Source organism: Paenarthrobacter sp. YAF11_1 (genome assembly GCF_052113445.1).
Lineage (GTDB): Bacteria > Actinomycetota > Actinomycetes > Actinomycetales > Micrococcaceae > Arthrobacter.
On sequence record NZ_JBFRDF010000005.1, the window covers coordinates 72,836 to 90,527 of the forward strand.

A 17,692-nucleotide genomic window follows, 5' to 3' on the forward strand; every position below is an offset into this window, starting at 1 on the left:
GATGAGCAACGACGTCGAACCTGAAGTGAATGACCGCCAGATCCCCGTAGCGCTGTCCAGCGCGTCCGTCTACCCCCTGAGCGTCCACGACGCTTTTGCCGTGGCGCAGGACCTGGGTTACGAGGGCGTGGAGGTGATGGTCACCAACAACGCGGTGAGTCAGAACCCGGACGCCCTGATCCAGTTGAGCCACCGCTACCACCAGGAAATCGTCTCCATCCACGCGCCCACCTTGCTGCTGACGCAACAGGTGTGGGGCACTGCGTGGAACAAGATTGAGAAGTCGTGCCAGATGGCCGCGGATGTTGGTTGCGACACCGTAGTGGTCCATCCCCCGTTCCGCTGGCAGTTCAACTACGCAGAGAACTTCGTGGAAGGCGTCCGGGAGATCGCGGCCATGTACCAGGTGCATATCGCCGTGGAGAACATGTACCCATGGCGTGTCCGCGGCCGGGAAGCGGTGGCCTACCTGCCGCACTGGGATCCGCTGGGCCAGGATTACGACGACGTCACGTGGGACTTCTCGCACGCAGCCACTGCCGGGGCCAACAGTTTGGAAGCCATCAAGGCCCTGGGCAGCAAGCTCCGGCACGTCCACCTCACGGACGGGTCGGGGTCAGGCAAGGACGAGCACCTGGTGCCCGGTACCGGTACGCAGCAGTGCGCGGACGCCCTCCAGCACTTGGCATCCACGGGTTTCGACGGCGTGGTGGTGGCGGAGATTTCAACCCGCAAGGCGAAGGTAGCGGGGGAGCGTGAGGAAATGCTGGCGGAAACCCTGCGCTTCGCGCGGCAGCACCTCAGCGTTCCGCTCCTGCGCAGCGTAGACAACTAACGGCGTCGAACGCTGGTCCTGGGGCTTGTTCGCCTGACGCGCCCACACCGGTGTGTCAGGCGGGCAACTGCGGGTTTGGCGCGGCCGCGGCAGTGCTTAAAAGCGAAAGCACCGGCGGCCGAATCGGGAAATGGGGGAAAACCCGCCCGGCCACCGGTGCTTGTGGCGGACATCCCCATGCCCGCCTCATCACTCGCACCCTCAATGAGGTAACTACTAAGTTACGGACCAACCATGAGTGCTGCCTGCAATAACCTTGTGAGCAAGCTGTGAATCTGGAATCCGTTAGACCCCGTCCAAGGCCAACTGCAATGATGGAGCCATGAGCAACCGAATCGCATTCCTTGGCTGTGGATCCATGAACGAGGCAATCCTGGGAGGCCTGCTCGCCGCAGGGACGGACCCTTCAGACATTGTCGCCACCGTCCGCCGCGCTGAGCGGGCCGACGAACTGGCCCAGCGTCATGGCGTCATGGCCATCGCAGGCGAAGAGGAGCCGGACAACAACAAGCTGGCCACCAAGGGCTCGGGCATGGTCATCCTGGGCGTCAAGCCGGTGGGCATCCTGGACCTGGCACGGGAGATCAGCCCGGCCCTGGGGAAGAACACGATTGTTGTCAGCGTAGCCGCAGCGGTTTCCATCGCCCAGCTTGAAGCAGCGCTGCCGGACGGCCAGCCGGTGATCCGGACCATGCCCAATACGCCCTCACGGCTGGGCCGCGGCGTCATTTCTGTCTCCCCGGGAACCCACTGCACGCCTGAGCAGCTCGAAAAAGCCAAGACGGCGCTGGCAGGTGCCGGCACGGTGGTGGAGATTCCCGAAGAACAGGTGGACGCCCTGTCCGCCATCAGTGGTTCCGGCCCGGCCTACGCGTTCTATCTGGCAGAGGCCATGGCTGCTGCCGGCGTCGAACTCGGCCTGGACCAGGAACTGTCCGTCATGCTGGCCCGCGAAACCGTGGCGGGTGCCGGCTTCATGTTGGCCGAACCGGGAGCAGATCCCACCGCACTTCGCGTCGCCGTCACCAGCCCCAAGGGCACCACGGAACGTGCCATTGCCACTTTTGACGACGGCGGGATCCCCAGGATCATCGCCGACGGCGCCCGCGCCGCTGCCGCACGGGCAGCAGAAATCACCAAGCAGCTCGGCTAACCTCGGAGTTTTGTACAGCTGATGCCGCTAAGAGCGCGTCCAAAGGGCGTTAGCTGTACAAAAACTCCATCAGCTAGGGGCGAGCTGCGAAGCGCTCCAGCAGGTCCACGTGTCCGGACACGATCAACATGTCGTGGCCGGACACTTTGGTTTCCGGCCGCGCGTACGTGAAGTCCTCGCCCGGGGTTTTCACGCCGACAATGGTCACGCCGTATTTGGAACGGACCTTGGATTCCTCCAAGGTGAAGCCCACGGTTTCCTTTGGCGGGTACATTTTGACGATCGCGTAGTCGTCGTCGAACTCGATGAAGTCCAGCATGCGCCCGGACACCAGGTGCGCTGCGCGGACTCCAGCGTCTGCCTCGGGATAGATCACGTGGTTGGCGCCGATGCGGGTGAGGATCTTGCCGTGCGAGGGCGTGATGGCCTTGACCCACAAATGCTGGATGCCCAGGTCCACCAGGTTCACGGTGATGAGCACCGAGGACTCGATGGACGTGCCCACGCCTACTACGGCTGAGCTGAACTCCTGGGCGCCGAGTTGTCGGAGGGCGTCGATGTTGGTGGCGTCGGCCTCCACCACGTGAGTCAGCACGGGTGCCCACTTTTGGACGAGCGTGCGGTCACGTTCGATGGCCAGGACTTCACGGCCCTGCTTGACCAGCTGCTCAGCGGTGGCGGATCCGAACCGGCCGAGGCCAATGACCAGCACTGGTGCGTTGTGTGCGGGGCGGTTGCCAGCCCCCGTGGTACTAGCCAATGATTGGCCTCTCTTCCGGGTAGTGGTACAGCTGGCTGCGCTGGCGCAGGGCCAGACCGGCRGCAAGGGTTACGGTGCCGACGCGGCCGGCAAACATCAAAGCGGTGAGGACATAAACGCCCGACGGCGGCAGCTCGGCACTGAGGTTGGTGCTCAGTCCCACGGTGGCGAAGGCGGAAATGGATTCGAAGAGCACCCGGTCCAACGACGCTCCGCTGATGGAGAGCAGCAGGAACGCGGCCACCGACACCAAGGTGGCGCCGGCGACGATCACCGAGATGGCCACGCGCATGGTGCCCTGGGGGATGGTGCGGCCATAGACTTTCACGTCGGCGTCGCCGCGGGCTTCGGCCATGATGGCCAGGAACATGACGGCGATGGTGGTCACCTTGATGCCGCCGGCCGTGGACGCAGAGCCGCCGCCGGCGAACATCAGGGCGTCGGTGAGGAGCATGGTGGTGGATTCCATGTGGTTCTGGTCCACCAGGTTGAAGCCGCCCGATCGCGTCATCACAGACGCGAACAGCGAATGGGTGATCTTGTCGCCGAGGTCCATGGTGCCGATGGTCCGCACGTTGTCCCACTCCATCAAGCCCCACAGGACCGTGCCCGCTGCCAGCAGGATGAACGAGACCTGGATGGTGAGCTTGGTGTGGAGGTTCCACTTCTTCCAGTTGAGCCCGTTCTGCTGGAGCACCATCACCACAGGGAAGCCGAGGCTGCCCAGGAACACGCCCAACATCAGCGGGATGAGGATCCACAGATCGGTCTCGTACGGGACGATGCCATCGGAGTGCGGCGTGAATCCGGCGTTGTTGAACGCGGAAATCGAATAGAAGACGCCGTGCCACACGGATTGCCAGAAGCTCTCACCGAGCACCATGAAACGGGGAATCAGCACGATGGCCAGGGCGGCCTCAATCACCACCGAAGTCACGATCACGATCCGGAGCAGGGTACCCACTTCACCGAGTCGGCCCGCGTTGTTCATGGCTTCCTGGGCGATCAGCTTGCCGCGCACACCCAGCCGTTTGCTGACCATGAGGGCCAACAGCGAGGCCAGCGTCAAGGTGCCGAGACCACCCACGAAGATACCGATCAGAATGACCAGTTGGCCAAAGAACGTCCAGTGCGTGGCGGTGGAAACCACCGTCAACCCGGTGACGCACACGCTGGAAACTGCCGTGAACATGGCTTGGTGCAGGGGCGTGACAGTGCCTGCGGAGGAAGCCGCAGGCAGGGACAACAAACCGGTAAAAACCAGGATCACCACGGCGAAGACGGTCAACGCCAAACGGGCCGGTGACGTGTTGGCAATGTTGTCGATGAAGTCGCGCACGCGGGTAAAGATCCAGAGACCTTCCCGCTCCTGCTGGTTGGGTTGCCAGTTGGCCGGGCTCGTGGACCGCGACTGGCTTTGAGACATGGCGCTCTTCCTCGGTTGAACAAGCTTTCCTGAGTAGTAAACCACTATTCCCGCGGCGTAACCGGGCAGTAGGGTCCGCCAGGCTCAGGTAGCCTGTTCTGGATGAACTCCAGGCTTGGAACAACGGCTTCCAGCATTACGCGCTCCGCACTGCCAACGACGGTGGTGTGGGACCCAGCCATGACTGCCTACAATTTTGGCCCCGGCCACCCCATGGCACCGCAGCGGCTGGAACTGACAGCGCGCCTTGCCGAGTCCCTGGGACTGTTCGGACACAAGCATGTGGCCGTCGAGGCACCCGCTGTGGCATCCGACGTCGAACTTTTAACAGTCCACAGCGCCGGTTACGTCGACGCTGTTCGACGTGTCAGCGAGGATCCGTCCACGCCGGACGAAAGCCGTGGCCTGGGCACGGAGGACGATCCCGCGTTCGCCGGGATGCACGAGGCCAGTGCCCGCCTTGCCGGTGGTTCGCTGCTGGCGGCTGACACCATCCTTTCGGGCCGAGCCGTCCGCGCCGTGAACTTCAGTGGCGGGATGCACCATGCTGCACGCGAGCGGGCAAGCGGCTTCTGCGTCTACAACGACGTCGCGCTGGCCATCCAACGACTGCTCGACGGCGGGGTGCAAAGGATCGTCAGTATCGACGTCGATGCGCACCACGGCGATGGGACGCAGAGTATCTTCTGGAACGATCCCCGCGTCATGACCATCAGCCTCCACGAGACGGGCCTCTCGCTCTTCCCTGGCACCGGCTTTGCCAATGAAACCGGCGGGCCGGACGCACCCGGTACTGCGGTCAATGTTGCGCTGCCTACTTTCACGGGGGACGCGGCCTGGCTCCGGGCCTTCCACGCCGTGGTCCCGCAGCTCGTGGGTGCCTTCCAACCCGAGGTGATCGTGAGCCAACACGGCTGCGATTCCCATCGGGACGATCCTCTGACCCACCTGACCCTCAGCATCGACGGACAGCGCGAGGCCGCGTCCGCCGTCGCGAGCCTTGCCGCCCGCTATTGCGACAACCGCTGGATCGCTACGGGCGGTGGCGGCTATGACGTCACCGGTGTTGTGCCGCGCGCGTGGAGCCACCTGATCGGAATGGTCACCCAACGTCCGGTGCCGCTCAGTATGCCCGTGCCGGAAGCCTGGCGGACGTATGTGCGCGAAACCTACGGCGTGTGGGCTCCGGAGTCCATGGGCGACGACGTGGACGTGTGGTGGCGCTCCTGGGAGGTGGGCTACGACCCCGCGGACGAGGTGGACCGGACGGTCATTGCCACGCGCAAGGAAATCTTCCCCCTGTATGGCCTGGACCCCTGGTTCGACTGACGCTTCGCTCCCAAAAGCTACGCCCCGGTCCTCTCCGTCTGGAAAACCACCCCGGCGGCCCCTACCAGCCAACCGAGCAGCGAGAGCGCGAACGCACCGATGAGGTCCGTGGACGCCTGCCCCTTGAAGAGCCACAGCACCAGGACCAGCATGCCCATGGTCATGTAGACCATGATCGCGAAGATCACCCGCCCGGAAAGCCTCGTGGCCACGTCGGCCGGGCTGACCAACGGACTGGGAGCGCCGGCGTCGGCATTGTCACGTTTGACCTCGGAAATGGTGAAGCCCAGGGCCGACGCCGTCAGTGAACTCAGCGACGTGGCGAGGACTCCCGCGGCGGTCACCAGGGCGCCGTTCAACTCCGGAGACTCGGCCGTTCCCGTGGGCACCCATGTCCCTACCCGCACCAGGACAGTGGTCCACACGAGGACGAACAAGGCGAGGAACACGCCGGCAATGATGTCAAAGATGCGACGCCGGAAAAATTCAGTCATGGCCATGCACCCCGTGCTTGTGGCGGCCGGGGCCTGGGAGCCCGGACGGACCGTGTCTCCGTTGTAGCATCGGCCCACCAAAGGGTCAACGATTTGGTACCCGTCGCGGCAGGAAACAGGGATGCCAATTGGCGTATATGTCGCTAGGGTGGGAGGCATGGTGACTGACGACGTATTTGCCGTCATAGCTGAGGCAACCAGGCGCGACATCCTGGTCTCCCTCCGCTCTGGGGATAAAGCAGTAGGCGAACTGGTGGAAGAACTGGCTGCGAGCCAACCCACAATCTCCAAGCATCTGAAGGTGCTCCGCGAGGCTGACCTCGTCAGCATGCGCGCCCAAGGCCAGAAGCGCTTCTATGCCCTGAATCCCAAGCCGCTTGCCGGCGTCGCGAGCTGGCTTGAAACGTTCGACGTCGGAACCCCGGCTCCCGCCGTCGTCGTGCCCGCTGCTGCGGAGGCTTCTGCCGCTGCCGCAACGGCAGTGACCGTGGCCCCCACAGCGGCCCCCGCGGAGGCCGACGTCGCATCAACCCCCAACCGTGCCGACGCCATTGGGCAGGCCGTGAAGGTCCACGCGAGTGGAATGCCCGTCTCGCTTGACCCCGCCTCCGACGACACCGTTCCCCAGCAGATCGGCCGCACCGTAGGCCGCGCTGCCACGAAGGCTGCTGACCTCCTGGCCAACCTTCCGAATCTGCCCAACCTCCCCAAGTTTGGGCGTAAGCGGTAGCAGACCTCGACTTAACGTGATCCTCATCACAATGTGAGTTGTTGTTCACCCTGTGTTTCCTTGTGTTTTCAACGATTTTCTACAGTTGTGTTAAGTCAGCCGTGAGGGTCACATTGGCTCCGGATGGAGATCCTATGTCCCTCGGTGCAACCATGAGCGGGACTAATCGTCTCGCCGCGGGTCGGCGCACTGAGGATAGGAACACGCATGGATTCAAGGCTCGAAGCTGTCCGCGACACCGTGTTGGCACGGAACCCGGGGGAGAAGGAATTCCACCAGGCCGTCACTGAGGTCTTCGAAAGCCTCGGCCCTGTGCATGATCGCCATCCTGAATTCCTTGAAGGCGCCGTCCTGGAGCGTCTTTGCGAACCGGAGCGCCAGATCATCTTCCGCGTCCCGTGGACCGACGACGCCGGCCGCGTCCACGTGAACCGCGGCTTCCGGGTGGAGTTCAACTCCGCGCTCGGACCCTACAAGGGCGGGCTCCGCTTCCACCCCTCGGTGTACCTGGGAATCGTGAAGTTCCTCGGCTTTGAGCAGATCTTCAAGAACGCGCTCACCGGCATGCCCATCGGTGGCGGCAAGGGCGGCTCGGACTTCGATCCCCGCGGACGTTCCGATGCCGAAATCATGCGCTTCTGCCAGTCCTTCATGACTGAGCTGTACCGCCACATCGGTGAATATACCGACGTTCCCGCCGGTGATATCGGTGTGGGCGGACGCGAGATCGGCTACCTCTTCGGCCAGTACAAGCGCATCACCAACCGCTATGAATCCGGCGTCCTTACGGGCAAGGGCATTTCGTGGGGCGGCTCCCTGGTTCGCCCCGAGGCCACCGGTTATGGCACGGTGATCTTCGCCCAGGAGATGCTCAAAACCCGCGGCCAGTCCTTCGATGGCCAGCGCGTCGTGGTCTCCGGTTCCGGCAACGTGGCCATCCATGCGATCGCCAAGGCCCAGTCCCTCGGCGCCACCGTAGTGGCCTGTTCCGACTCCGCCGGTTACATCGTGGACGAGGCGGGGATCGACGTCGCGCTTCTGAGCCAGATCAAGGAAGTGGAGCGCGGCCGCCTGACGGAGTACGCCGCGCGCCGCAGCGGGGCAAGCCATGTTGCCGGCGGTTCGGTGTGGGACGTGAACGGCACCGTCGCGCTTCCGTGCGCCACCCAGAACGAGCTCGACGGCGATGCTGCCGCCAAGCTGGTCAGCAACGGTCTGATCGCGTTGGCCGAGGGTGCCAACATGCCCTCCACGCGGTCCGCTGTCTCCGTGTTCCAGGAGGCCGGGATCCTGTTCGGACCTGGCAAGGCCGCCAACGCCGGTGGTGTGGCGACGTCCGCGCTGGAGATGCAGCAGAACGCCAGCCGCGATTCGTGGTCCTTCGAGCACACCGAGCAGCGCCTCACCGAGATCATGGTGGGCATCCACGATCGCTGCGCCGAGACTGCCGAGCAATACGGTGCGCCCGGAAATTATGTGGTGGGCGCCAACATCGGCGGCTTCGTCAAGGTAGCCGATGCAATGCTGGCCCAGGGCCTGATCTAGCGCCGCCTACCCAACTGGGTAGCAGTAGAGGCCGTTTTGAGCGTTCAAAACGGCCTCTACTGCTACCTACATGGGGGCGGTTTAGCGCTGGAGCAGCCGCACGTGGTCCGGGTTCAGGTCCGCTAGCTTGCTGACGCCCAGCAGCGCCATGGTGCGGGTCATGTCCTTCTCCAGGATCTGGATGGTGCGGTCCACGCCTTCGCGTCCACCGGCCATGAGGCCGTAGAGGTACGCGCGGCCGATCAGGGCAAAGTCTGCGCCCAAGGCCAGGGCTGCAACGATGTCCGCGCCGCTCATGATGCCCGTGTCCAGCATGACCGCGGCCTTGCTGTTGTCCGCCTTCAGTGCCGTGGTGACCTCCGGCAGCAGGTGGAACGGGATGGGTGCGCGGTCCAGCTGGCGGCCGCCGTGGTTGGACAGGATGATGCCATCGGCGCCGTGGTCCACTACCTTGCGGGCGTCTTCGACGGTCTGGATGCCCTTGACCACCAGCTTGCCCTTCCAGGTTTCGCGGAGCCAGTCCAGGTCCTCGTAGGTCAGGGTGGGGTCGAACATCGAGTTGATGAGGTCGGCCACGGTGCCGGTGTAACGCGAAAGCGAAGCGAAGGTCAGGGGCTCGTGGGTGAGGAAGTTGAACCACCAGGCCGGACGGTAGGACGCGTCCAGGACGGTCTTGATGGTCAGCGCCGGCGGGATGGTCATGCCGTTGCGGACATCGCGCAAGCGGGCGCCGGCAACCGCGGTGTCCACGGTGACCATGAGGGTGTCGTTGCCCGCTTTGGCGGCGCGTTCGATCAGTTCCAGGGAGCGGTCGCGGTCCGTCCACAGGTACAGCTGGAACCAGTTCCGGCCGTTCGGTGCAGCAGCGGCAACGTCCTCGATGGACGCAGTGCCCATGGTGGACAGGGTGTAGGGAATGCCCGCAGCTTCAGCGGCCTGCGAGCCGGCGTACTCGCCCTCGGACTGCATCATGCGCGTGAAGCCCGTGGGTGCGATGCCGAATGGCAGGCGTGATTCCTTGCCCAGGATGTCGGTGCGGAGATCGATCTTCGAGACATCGCGCAGGATGCCGGGACGGAATTCGATGTCCTGGAACGCCTGGCGGGCGCGGCGCAGGGTGATCTCTTCCTCGGCGGCGCCGTCGGTGTAGTCGAAGGGTGCCTGCGGGGTGCGGCGCTTGGCGATGTCCCGCAGTTCCCAAATGGTGCTGGCGCGCTTGAGCCGCGCGGTCTTGCTGAATTCGGGCTTCTTGAACTGCATCAGCGGCGCCAGGTCCGAAACCTTGGGGATGCGGCGCTTCAGTGCCGGCGGAAGCCCGACGGCGGGACGCGGCTGGGGCGGACGTGTCACGTTTTCGTCGCTCCCGGCGTTGGCGGGCGCGGCCGTGATCTTGGGATCGAGGGTGTCGGTCATGCGGTTCTCCCTTGAATTCTGTGGTCTTACCACTGTGGTCTAACCACACTGTAATCCATGTGGTTGGACCACATCAACTAGTATTCCGTTATGCGTACCCACGAGTTGGTCCTGCAATGGATCGAGAAGCAGCTGTCCGATGGAGACCTTGCCCTCGGCGGCAGGCTGCCGGGTGAACGCGCCATGGCTGAGCAATTGAAGGTTTCCCGGACCTCCGTGCGCGAGGCAGTCCGTATCCTCGAGGCGATGGGCGTGGTCCGTGCCGGCGTGGGTTCGGGCAAGGATGCCGGCACTGTGGTGATTGCCGAGCCGGGCTCCGCGCTGGGTTCCACGCTGAGGCTGCACGTGGCAACACGCCATCTTCCCGTGGCGGACATCGTGGAGACCCGCGTCCTGCTGGAATCGTGGGCGGCTCAACGGGCTCATGTGGGAGTGCCGGAGCTGGAGGAAGCTGCGGAGCTGCTGGATCAGATGGACACCGCCCCGGACATCGATACGTTCCTTGCCCTGGACGCCCGCTTCCATGTGGCACTCGCGCAGGCTGCCGGCAACGCGGTGGTCAGCGCCATGATGGCTTCGCTCCGCGGCGCGATCGAGAACTACGCAGGTGAGCTGACGGGGAACCTGCCGGACTGGAACGCGACCTCAGCCAGGCTCCGGGCCGAGCACCGTGCCATCCTCACCGCGGTGAACAACCACGACGGCGGCAAGGCAGCTGAGCTGGTGGCCGCCCACATCCAGGGCTTCTACACGGAGGCCGGAGTGGGCGCAAACCCCTCGCCCAAGTGACACTTAATGCCAATGTTCGCGCCGAACATTGGCATTAAGTGTCAACTCGCGGGCGTGAGGGCGGGTGCCGCGGTGCTCTTGCGGATCTCCACCCTGGGGGAGAACTCGTCTTGCGCCTGGGTGGTGGCTTCGCCGGCTTGCTGGATCTGTTCCCGCATTCTCCGCCAGGCAAGGCTTCCGAGCTCGTTGATGGGCACGGCAGCGGTGGTCAGCGGGGGAGTGGTGTATTTGGCGAACGGGATGTCATCGAAGCCCGTCACGGAGATGTCCTCCGGAACGCGCACCCCACGCTCGTGCAGGCCGCTGAGCAGCCCCATGGCCACGAGGTCGTTGAAGGCCAGGATTCCGGTGGCACCACTGGCAATGATGGCTTCGGTGGACTCATGGCCGGAATCGAAGTTGGATCCTCCGTGGAGCATCTGCAGCTCGATCTCCGGGTGCTCGGCACGGAACTGGTCCAGGCCCACCAGGCGTTGGCGGTTGGAGGCGCTATGCTCGGGGCCGGAGAGAAACGCCAGGCGGCGGTGCCCCAGGGAGACCAGATGCTGCGCCAGTTCCTGGATGCCCTGCCCGTAGTCCACGCTCAGGCTCGGAGTGTTGGTGGCAATGGTGGTGCGGTTGATGAGCACCAGCGGGTGCAGGGTGGGCGCCAGCTCTTCAAGTTCGGCGTCGGCCATGCGGGGTGCGCAGAGGACCACGCCATCGCAGCGACGGCGGGCTTCCCCGGCCAGGATGGCTTCCTCGCTGGTGACTTCTGAGGAGTCGGCAATCAGGACGCGGTAACCATCCTGGGCGGCGGCGATGCTGAGCCCGCGAAGGATGGCCTGGAAGGTTGGATTGGCCAGATCCGGGACCACGATGCCGATGGTGTCCGTCTTGCCCAGGGCAAGGCTGCGCCCCACCGGATTGGGCTGGTACTTCAATTCCGCGGCGGCTGCCCGAACCCGCGCTGCGATCCCGGGATCCACTGCGGCGTTACCGTTCATGACGCGTGAGACGGTGGCGTGCGAGACGCCGGCCTTCTCCGCGACATCAGCTATCCCGACGCGCCTGTTGGTGTTCCTGCGTGCCATGTGGCCCCTTCCCATTGGTCGTCTCCCGAATGCACCGTCGTTGGAGCAGTGGTTGACGTGACCACCAGAGTCTTGATACAAAGCTTATAACGCTCTGAGAAAACGCTTTCTCATGATTCTTCCCATACGAAGCCGGGCCGTCAAGCGGTTCACTCCTGCCTTTTGAAAGGGGCATCCCACATGGTCACCGTCGACTCAGCCGAGACCCAGACCGAAACGGCCACACCCACAGCCCAGGCCGAAGGCGGCAAGCGGACACGCATCGCCCTCATCGGCACCGGTGGCCGCTCGGAAATGTACATCCGGGCCATCTACGGGCAGCACTCGGACGTTGCAGAACTTATTGCGCTCTCCGACGTCAACCAGGGCCGGGTGGACTTCTACCAGGAGCTCATCAAGGAGCTTGGCGGAACGGAGCCCGTTGCATCCTTCGAGCCGGGCCAGCTCACCAGCTTCATCCAGTCCAACGACATCGAGCGCGTCATCGTCACGACGCCCGACTACACCCACGCGGACTACATCGTTGAGGCGCTCGAGGCCGGTGCCGACGTCGTGGTTGAAAAGCCGCTGACGATCGACGTCGACGGCTGCCGCCGCATCACCGAAGCCGTGGCGAAAACCGGCAAAAACGTGGTGGTGACGTTCAACTACCGCTACTCGCCCCGCAACACGGCACTGAAGGAAGTCATCCAGAACGGCGTGATTGGCAAGGTCACCTCCATCGACTTCAGCTGGGTCCTGGACACTGTGCACGGCGCCGACTACTTCCGCCGCTGGCACCGTGAAAAGAAGAACTCCGGCGGCCTGCTCATCCACAAGGCCTCCCACCACTTCGACCTGGTCAACTGGTGGATCAACGATGTTCCGGAGCGAGTCTTTGCCTCCGGCGGCCTGCGCTTTTACGGCGACAAGAACGCTGCAGAGCGCGGCCTGGGAGCCCGGCCGGAGCGCGGCACCGTTGATGGCCTCGAGCACGATCCCTTCCGCCTGGACATGCGCGACGACGAGCGACTGAAGGCCCTGTACTACGACAACGAAAAGTTTGACGGCTACATCCGTGACCAGGACGTCTTCACCGAGGGCATCACCATCGAGGACAACCTGGCCCTCGTGGTGGACTACCAGGGCGGCCCGACGCTGAGCTACTCCCTTAACGCCCACAGCCCGTGGGAAGGCTACCGCGTCACCGTCAACGGCACCGAAGGCCGGGCCGAACTCGAAGTGGTGGAACGCGCCGCCGTCGAGTCCAGCACCGACAAGAAGACCGTGGTGGACCCGAGCGCCACTCCCATCGAGGAAGAGGACGCCGTACGCCGCAACGGTGAACGCCTGGTGGTCCAGCGCCACTGGGAGGCTGCCTACGAAGTTCCGATCGTCAACGGCGAAGGCGGCCACGGCGGCGGTGACAACCTGCTGCTCTCGGACCTCTTCAACGGTCCCGGCATTGATCCTCTGGGCCGTCCATCCGGTTACATCGACGGACTCCGTTCCGTGTCGGTGGGCATCGCCGGCAACCAGTCCCTGGAGACCGACCAGCCCGTCCGTATCAGCGAACTTGGCCTCGGCGCCGACCTCAGCCGCAGCCAGGCCTGACCGGTTCACTACCAAACAAGGACAAGACCATGAGCAGGATTTTCGTCACCGGAGGTTCCGGTCGCCTCGGACGCAGCGTTGTGGCTGGACTGGCAGACGCCGGCCACAAGGTGATCTCGGTGGACCGGGACGCCATTCCCGCGGAGCAGCTGCCCGCCGGAGCCGAGCAGTACACCGCTGATCTTTTGGCACCGGGGGAAGCGGAGCGGCTCATCCGCGAAACAGCGCCCGACGCCGTCATCCACCTCGCTGCTATTGCCGTACCTTTCAGCGCACCCGAGGACGTCATTTTCAGCACGAACACCCGGCTCGCCTACGCGGTGGTCAGTGCGGCCACCGACGCGGGCGTCCCGAAGATCGTGACGGCGTCCAGCCCCACCGCCCTGGGCTATGGCTCACCGGCCGGGTGGCTGCCGCCGTCGTTCCCCCTGAACGAGCAGACGCCGCCCAAGCCGTGGAACGCCTACGCGCTGTCCAAGCTGATCGCCGAGCAAACCGTGCAGATGTTCGCCGCAGCACAGGGCGACAAGATCCGGTATGCGGCTTTCCGCCCGTGCTACGTCCTGTCCCCGGAAGAATGGGAAGGCGCCCTGACGCAACAGGGGCACACCATCCGGCAGCGCCTGGACGATCCCGCACTGTCCGCACCGGCCTTGTTCAACTACGTGGACGCACGGGATGTGGCCGACTTCCTGGACGTGCTGTTGGAGAAGATGGACAGCATCCCCAACGGCCAGGTCTTCTTTGTGGGCGCCAAGGATGCCTTGGCTACAGCGCCCTTGGCGGAATTGTTCCCGCGCTTCCTGCCGGGCAGCGGGCCCCTCACCGAACAGCTGACCGGCACCAGCCCGGCGTTCTCCATCGACAAAGCCCGCGAGCTCCTTGGCTGGGAACCCAAACGTTCGTGGCGCACTGAACTCACCCCGCCGTACGAAGGCGCGGATACCGCATCCGGCCAAGAGAACCACCAAGCAGCACTCAAACCCGCAGCACTCAATGACGAGAACCACGCCGGCCTGGTCCCGGCGGGAGCAACCAAGGAGACCCCATGAATTTCGACGGCGTACTGTTCTTCCCCGTCACTCCCTTCGCTGAAGACGGCACCGTGGATGTGGCGTTGCTGAAGGAGCACATCACCTCCCGCCTGCCGTTCGGCCCGGGCGGGGTCTTCCCCGCCTGCGGCACCGGTGAATTCCATGCGCTCTCCATCGATGAGATCCGCACCGTGGTGACCGCCGCCGTCGAGGCTGTTGCTGGAGCTGTTCCCGTGGTCTCCGGTGCCGGTGGACCACTGGGTCACGCCATCGCGGCAGCCAAGGTGGCCGAGGAAGCCGGCGCGGATGCCCTCCTGGTGCTCCCGCCCTACCTCGTTACCGGTCCCACGGACGGTGTTGTGGCCTACGTCGAGGCCATCGCCGCCGCGAGCAGCCTGCCGGTGATCGTGTACCACCGCGGCACGGCCAAGTTCACCGCCGAGGCGATCACGCGCCTCACCGCCAACCCGAAGGTTGTGGGCTTCAAGGACGGAATCGGCGACGTCGGCCTGGCCCAGGAAATCGTCTCCGCGATCAATGCCAGCGGCCGCACTGACTTCGCCCTGTTCAACGGCCTGTTGACCGCAGAGCTGACCCAGGGTGCCTACCGTGGCCTTGGCATCCCGCTCTACTCCTCGGCAGCGTTCGCCATGGCACCGGAAATCGCCAAGGCTTACTACGACGCCTACGTCTCCGGTGATGAAGAGCGCCGTCACGCGTTGCTCGAAGGTTTCTACGCTCCGCTGGTTCGGCTCCGCGACCAGACCCCGGGCTTTGGCGTTTCCCTCATCAAGGCAGGCCTGCGGCTTGCCGGGCTGCCCGTTGGCCCGGTCCGTCCTCCGCTGGTGGACCCCAGCGAAGAACAACTGCTGGAGCTCAAGTCCATCCTGGCCAAGGGCCACGAGCTGGCCGGCAGCTGATGCCGGCCCGCATCACGGGCCTCACCACCCGGCTGATCACGGTCCCGCTGCTGCGCAGCTGGGGTGCCGAGGCGCCCGAGAACCATGTGATCGTCACCGAACTGACCACGGACGACGGCGGCACGGGCCACGGATTCTCGTGGACACCCACCGTTGGTCCCCAGGCGGTCAAAGCCCTTCTGGATTACGACATTGCACCGTTCATCCTTGGCCTCGAAGCCAACCCGGAGATCGTGTGGGACCAGCTCTGGAAGCGGCTGCATGAGGCCGGCGGGGGAGGCCTCACCACCATCGCGATGGCCGGCGTGGACCTGGCCCTGTGGGACCTGAAAGCACGGCAGGCCGGCACCTCGGTCACGGGGCTGTTGGGCCAGCGCCGGGAATCGGTGGAGGTTTACGGCTCTGGCGTGAACCTGCATTACACCTTGGAGCAGCTCGTGGAGCAGGCGCAGCGATGGGTTGCTGCCGGGCATAATGCCGTGAAGATCAAGGTGGGCAAGCCCGAACTCCGGGAAGATGCCGAACGCGTCGCCGCGGTCCGGCAGGTCATCGGTCCGGACCGGTTGCTCATGATCGACGCCAACCAGCGTTGGGACCTGGCCCATACCTTCCGTGCCTTGGACGTTTTGGGGGAGTACGGACTGGAATGGCTGGAAGAACCGATCCGGGCCGACGACCTCTGGGCCTACCGGCGTTTGCGCAAGCACTCTCCGGTACCCATTGCCTTGGGGGAAAACGTGCACACCATCTACCGTTTCCGCGATTTCATCGAAGCCGAAGCCGTGGACATCATCCAGCCCAACATCGTCCGGGTGGGCGGCATTACGCCGTTCCGCAGGATCGTTGAGCTGGCCCGGGCCAACAGCATCAGGGTGGCGCCGCACCTGCTTCCGGAGCTCTCCGGGCAGCTGGCGCTCACCCTTGCCGAAGCCGTGAGCGTGGAGGACGTGGAAGACGCGTCCTTCGAGCAACTCGGACTATTGGCCGGGCCTTCGCCGGTACGGATCACCAACAGCAACGGCCAGAGCACCCTAAGCAGCACAGGCCGGCCCGGGCTGGGCTTTGAGTTCACCGTGAAACAGCCCGCCCCTGAGACCGCCGCCCCTGAGAGTAAAGGAAACCGCATTGAGTACAGCAACTCTTGACCTGACAGCCATCACCGCCGCAGCCACCGAAGCCGCAAAGGTGACCGCAGCAGCAACCGATGCCGAGCGCGCGGCCTGGCTGACCGCTGTCGCCGATGCCCTGGACGCCAACGTGACCGAACTGGTGGCCATCGCCGATTCCGAGACGAGCCTGGGGACCGTCCGGCTCACCGGCGAGGTGGCCAGGACCAGCGGTCAGCTGAGGCTGTTCGCCAACGTGATCACCGAGGGCTCCTACCTTGAGGCCGTCATTGACCACGCCGATCCGACGTCCACCCCGCCGAAGCCCGACCTGCGCCGCATCCTGCGACCCATCGGCCCTGTGGCGGTGTTCTCGGCGTCGAACTTCCCATTCGCTTTCTCCGTGGCCGGCGGCGACACCGCCTCCGCGCTGGCCGTGGGTTGCCCGGTGATCGTCAAGGCGCACTCCGGCCACATCCGGCTCTCTGAGCGGACCGCCGAGGTTGTCAGCGAAGCTCTGGCCAAGGCCGGAGCGCCGGAAGGGATCTTCGCCCTGGTCAGCGGCCGCGAGGCAGGCACAGCCCTGGTCCAGGATCCAGCCATCAAGGCCGTTGGCTTCACCGGCTCCATTCCCGGTGGGCGAGCCCTGTTTGATCTCGCGGCCTCCCGTCCGGAGCCGATTCCGTTCTATGGTGAGCTCGGCAGCCTGAACCCCGTGGTTATCACTGCGGATGCCTTGGCCGAACGTGGCCAGCAGCTCGCCGCGGGCTTGGCGGGCTCGTTCACGATGGGCGCCGGCCAGTTCTGCACCAAGCCGGGCCTGGTCTTCATCCCGGCCGGCACGGACTTTGCCTCACACCTGGCCGAGGCCAGCAAGGACAAGCCCACCGCTGCCATGCTCACCGAGCGCATCGCCGAGGCCTACCCGGACGGGCTCCGTAACGTCGCAGACCAGCCAGGGGTCGCCGTCGTCAGTGGCACTGTGAAGCAGAACAGCCTGGCCGACGGCGCCGCACCCGTGGTGTTCTCCACCAGTGCAGCCAACGTGCTGGAGCGCCCGGAAGAGCTGTTGGAGGAGTGCTTCGGCCCCACCACGCTGCTTATCGAGTACGCCAACCAGGAGGAACTGTCCGCAGCCCTTGCAAAGGTTCCGGGCAGCCTCACGGGCACCGTTCACGCGGAACCGGGTGAAGACGTATCCGCACTTGTGGAGCAGCTCAGCGGTTTGGCTGGCAGGGTCCTGTTCGATGGCTGGCCCACGGGTGTTGCCGTGAACTGGGCCCAGCAGCACGGCGGTCCGTACCCGGCCACCACATCGCTGTTCACCTCCGTGGGAGCTACCGCCGTACGCCGCTTCCAGCGTCCGGTGGCCTACCAGGATGCTCCGGAGACGGTCCTGCACCCGGCCTTGCACGACGCCAACCCGCTGGGCATCCCGCGCCGCGTGGACGGCGTGCTGACGCTCAGCTAACCCAGCCGCCCGCACCCAACT

16 protein-coding genes are annotated in these 17,692 nt (G+C 64.8%); 11 read left to right on the forward strand and 5 right to left on the reverse strand.

Annotated features, from left to right (window positions below):
* Window position 1: 1 nt before the first annotated feature.
* Both AB4Y77_RS10195 and proC read left to right on the forward strand, forming a co-directional pair.
* Window positions 2–835: a sugar phosphate isomerase/epimerase family protein gene (locus AB4Y77_RS10195; protein WP_442013829.1), complete on the forward strand. Its 834-nt coding sequence runs from the start codon at window positions 2–4 to the stop codon at window positions 833–835.
* A gap of 322 nt (window positions 836–1,157) precedes the next feature.
* Window positions 1,158–1,988, forward strand: a complete 831-nt coding sequence (proC, locus tag AB4Y77_RS10200) for a pyrroline-5-carboxylate reductase (protein WP_442013830.1) — start codon at window positions 1,158–1,160, stop codon at window positions 1,986–1,988.
* A gap of 73 nt (window positions 1,989–2,061) precedes the next feature.
* Here the strand turns inward: proC and AB4Y77_RS10205 are convergent, their stop codons facing one another.
* Window positions 2,062–2,700 carry a potassium channel family protein gene (locus AB4Y77_RS10205; RefSeq protein WP_011775951.1) on the reverse strand — a complete coding sequence of 213 codons (639 nt, stop codon included), beginning with the start codon at window positions 2,698–2,700 and terminating at the stop codon, window positions 2,062–2,064.
* A gap of 40 nt (window positions 2,701–2,740) precedes the next feature.
* Complete coding sequence (locus AB4Y77_RS10210; RefSeq protein ID WP_311214044.1) at window positions 2,741–4,174, reverse strand: TrkH family potassium uptake protein; 1,434 nt, start codon at window positions 4,172–4,174, stop codon at window positions 2,741–2,743.
* 102 nt (window positions 4,175–4,276) lie between these two features.
* On the opposite strand from AB4Y77_RS10210, the gene AB4Y77_RS10215 reads away from it, so the two are divergent.
* The gene (locus AB4Y77_RS10215) at window positions 4,277–5,503 is read left to right on the forward strand and encodes an acetoin utilization protein AcuC (protein WP_442013831.1); all 1,227 of its coding nucleotides are present in this window, start codon (window positions 4,277–4,279) and stop codon (window positions 5,501–5,503) included.
* Between the two features lie 17 nt (window positions 5,504–5,520).
* Here the strand turns inward: AB4Y77_RS10215 and AB4Y77_RS10220 are convergent, their stop codons facing one another.
* Window positions 5,521–5,997 (reverse strand): hypothetical protein, encoded by a 477-nt coding sequence (locus tag AB4Y77_RS10220; protein ID WP_311214042.1) that lies wholly within the window; start codon window positions 5,995–5,997, stop codon window positions 5,521–5,523.
* A 157-nt stretch (window positions 5,998–6,154) separates the two neighbouring features.
* Here AB4Y77_RS10220 and AB4Y77_RS10225 point away from each other — a divergent pair, with 157 nt between their 5' ends.
* Entirely contained in the window at window positions 6,155–6,727 is a 573-nt protein-coding gene (locus tag AB4Y77_RS10225; RefSeq protein ID WP_442013832.1) for an ArsR/SmtB family transcription factor, read from the forward strand.
* A gap of 207 nt (window positions 6,728–6,934) precedes the next feature.
* Window positions 6,935–8,272: an NADP-specific glutamate dehydrogenase gene (gene gdhA, locus AB4Y77_RS10230; RefSeq protein WP_311214040.1), complete on the forward strand. Its 1,338-nt coding sequence runs from the start codon at window positions 6,935–6,937 to the stop codon at window positions 8,270–8,272.
* An 81-nt stretch (window positions 8,273–8,353) separates the two neighbouring features.
* On the opposite strand, the gene AB4Y77_RS10235 is transcribed toward gdhA, so the two are convergent.
* Window positions 8,354–9,685, reverse strand: coding sequence for an alpha-hydroxy acid oxidase (locus AB4Y77_RS10235; RefSeq protein ID WP_442013833.1), 1,332 nt, complete (start codon window positions 9,683–9,685; stop codon window positions 8,354–8,356).
* A 90-nt stretch (window positions 9,686–9,775) separates the two neighbouring features.
* On the opposite strand from AB4Y77_RS10235, the gene AB4Y77_RS10240 reads away from it, so the two are divergent.
* Entirely contained in the window at window positions 9,776–10,474 is a 699-nt protein-coding gene (locus AB4Y77_RS10240; RefSeq protein WP_311214038.1) for a FadR/GntR family transcriptional regulator, read from the forward strand.
* A gap of 41 nt (window positions 10,475–10,515) precedes the next feature.
* Here the strand turns inward: AB4Y77_RS10240 and AB4Y77_RS10245 are convergent, their stop codons facing one another.
* Complete coding sequence (locus AB4Y77_RS10245) at window positions 10,516–11,547, reverse strand: LacI family DNA-binding transcriptional regulator (protein WP_311214037.1); 1,032 nt, start codon at window positions 11,545–11,547, stop codon at window positions 10,516–10,518.
* A 180-nt stretch (window positions 11,548–11,727) separates the two neighbouring features.
* Here AB4Y77_RS10245 and AB4Y77_RS10250 point away from each other — a divergent pair, with 180 nt between their 5' ends.
* The 5 genes from AB4Y77_RS10250 to AB4Y77_RS10270 are packed head-to-tail and all read left to right on the forward strand — an operon-like array spanning window position 11,728 to window position 17,671.
* Window positions 11,728–13,140, forward strand: coding sequence for a Gfo/Idh/MocA family protein (locus AB4Y77_RS10250; RefSeq protein WP_442013834.1), 1,413 nt, complete (start codon window positions 11,728–11,730; stop codon window positions 13,138–13,140).
* 29 nt (window positions 13,141–13,169) lie between these two features.
* Window positions 13,170–14,192: an NAD-dependent epimerase/dehydratase family protein gene (locus AB4Y77_RS10255; RefSeq protein ID WP_442013835.1), complete on the forward strand. Its 1,023-nt coding sequence runs from the start codon at window positions 13,170–13,172 to the stop codon at window positions 14,190–14,192.
* A complete protein-coding gene (locus tag AB4Y77_RS10260; protein WP_311214034.1) occupies window positions 14,189–15,094 on the forward strand; it encodes a 5-dehydro-4-deoxyglucarate dehydratase in 906 nt (301 codons plus the stop codon). Before AB4Y77_RS10255 ends, AB4Y77_RS10260 begins: the two co-directional genes overlap by 4 nt.
* The gene (locus AB4Y77_RS10265; RefSeq protein ID WP_442013836.1) at window positions 15,094–16,239 is read left to right on the forward strand and encodes a mandelate racemase/muconate lactonizing enzyme family protein; all 1,146 of its coding nucleotides are present in this window, start codon (window positions 15,094–15,096) and stop codon (window positions 16,237–16,239) included. The genes AB4Y77_RS10260 and AB4Y77_RS10265 overlap by 1 nt, the downstream gene beginning before the upstream one ends.
* The gene (locus AB4Y77_RS10270) at window positions 16,220–17,671 is read left to right on the forward strand and encodes an aldehyde dehydrogenase (NADP(+)) (protein ID WP_442013837.1); all 1,452 of its coding nucleotides are present in this window, start codon (window positions 16,220–16,222) and stop codon (window positions 17,669–17,671) included. Before AB4Y77_RS10265 ends, AB4Y77_RS10270 begins: the two co-directional genes overlap by 20 nt.
* The last annotated feature ends 21 nt before the right edge of the window (window positions 17,672–17,692 follow it).

What these genes read in the sequence shown, in the direction of transcription:
- AB4Y77_RS10250 (WP_442013834.1), top strand. Translation starts at nt 11,728, where the DNA reads ATGGTCACCGTCGACTCAGCCGAGACCCAGACCGAAACGGCCACACCC.
- AB4Y77_RS10235 (WP_442013833.1), bottom strand. Translation starts at nt 9,685, where the DNA reads ATGACCGACACCCTCGATCCCAAGATCACGGCCGCGCCCGCCAACGCC.
- AB4Y77_RS10240 (WP_311214038.1), top strand. Translation starts at nt 9,776, where the DNA reads ATGCGTACCCACGAGTTGGTCCTGCAATGGATCGAGAAGCAGCTGTCC.
- AB4Y77_RS10255 (WP_442013835.1), top strand. Translation starts at nt 13,170, where the DNA reads ATGAGCAGGATTTTCGTCACCGGAGGTTCCGGTCGCCTCGGACGCAGC.
- AB4Y77_RS10195 (WP_442013829.1), top strand. Translation starts at nt 2, where the DNA reads ATGAGCAACGACGTCGAACCTGAAGTGAATGACCGCCAGATCCCCGTA.
- AB4Y77_RS10245 (WP_311214037.1), bottom strand. Translation starts at nt 11,547, where the DNA reads ATGGCACGCAGGAACACCAACAGGCGCGTCGGGATAGCTGATGTCGCG.
- AB4Y77_RS10260 (WP_311214034.1), top strand. Translation starts at nt 14,189, where the DNA reads ATGAATTTCGACGGCGTACTGTTCTTCCCCGTCACTCCCTTCGCTGAA.
- proC (WP_442013830.1), top strand. Translation starts at nt 1,158, where the DNA reads ATGAGCAACCGAATCGCATTCCTTGGCTGTGGATCCATGAACGAGGCA.
- AB4Y77_RS10225 (WP_442013832.1), top strand. Translation starts at nt 6,155, where the DNA reads ATGGTGACTGACGACGTATTTGCCGTCATAGCTGAGGCAACCAGGCGC.
- AB4Y77_RS10265 (WP_442013836.1), top strand. Translation starts at nt 15,094, where the DNA reads ATGCCGGCCCGCATCACGGGCCTCACCACCCGGCTGATCACGGTCCCG.
- AB4Y77_RS10215 (WP_442013831.1), top strand. Translation starts at nt 4,277, where the DNA reads ATGAACTCCAGGCTTGGAACAACGGCTTCCAGCATTACGCGCTCCGCA.
- gdhA (WP_311214040.1), top strand. Translation starts at nt 6,935, where the DNA reads ATGGATTCAAGGCTCGAAGCTGTCCGCGACACCGTGTTGGCACGGAAC.
- AB4Y77_RS10220 (WP_311214042.1), bottom strand. Translation starts at nt 5,997, where the DNA reads ATGACTGAATTTTTCCGGCGTCGCATCTTTGACATCATTGCCGGCGTG.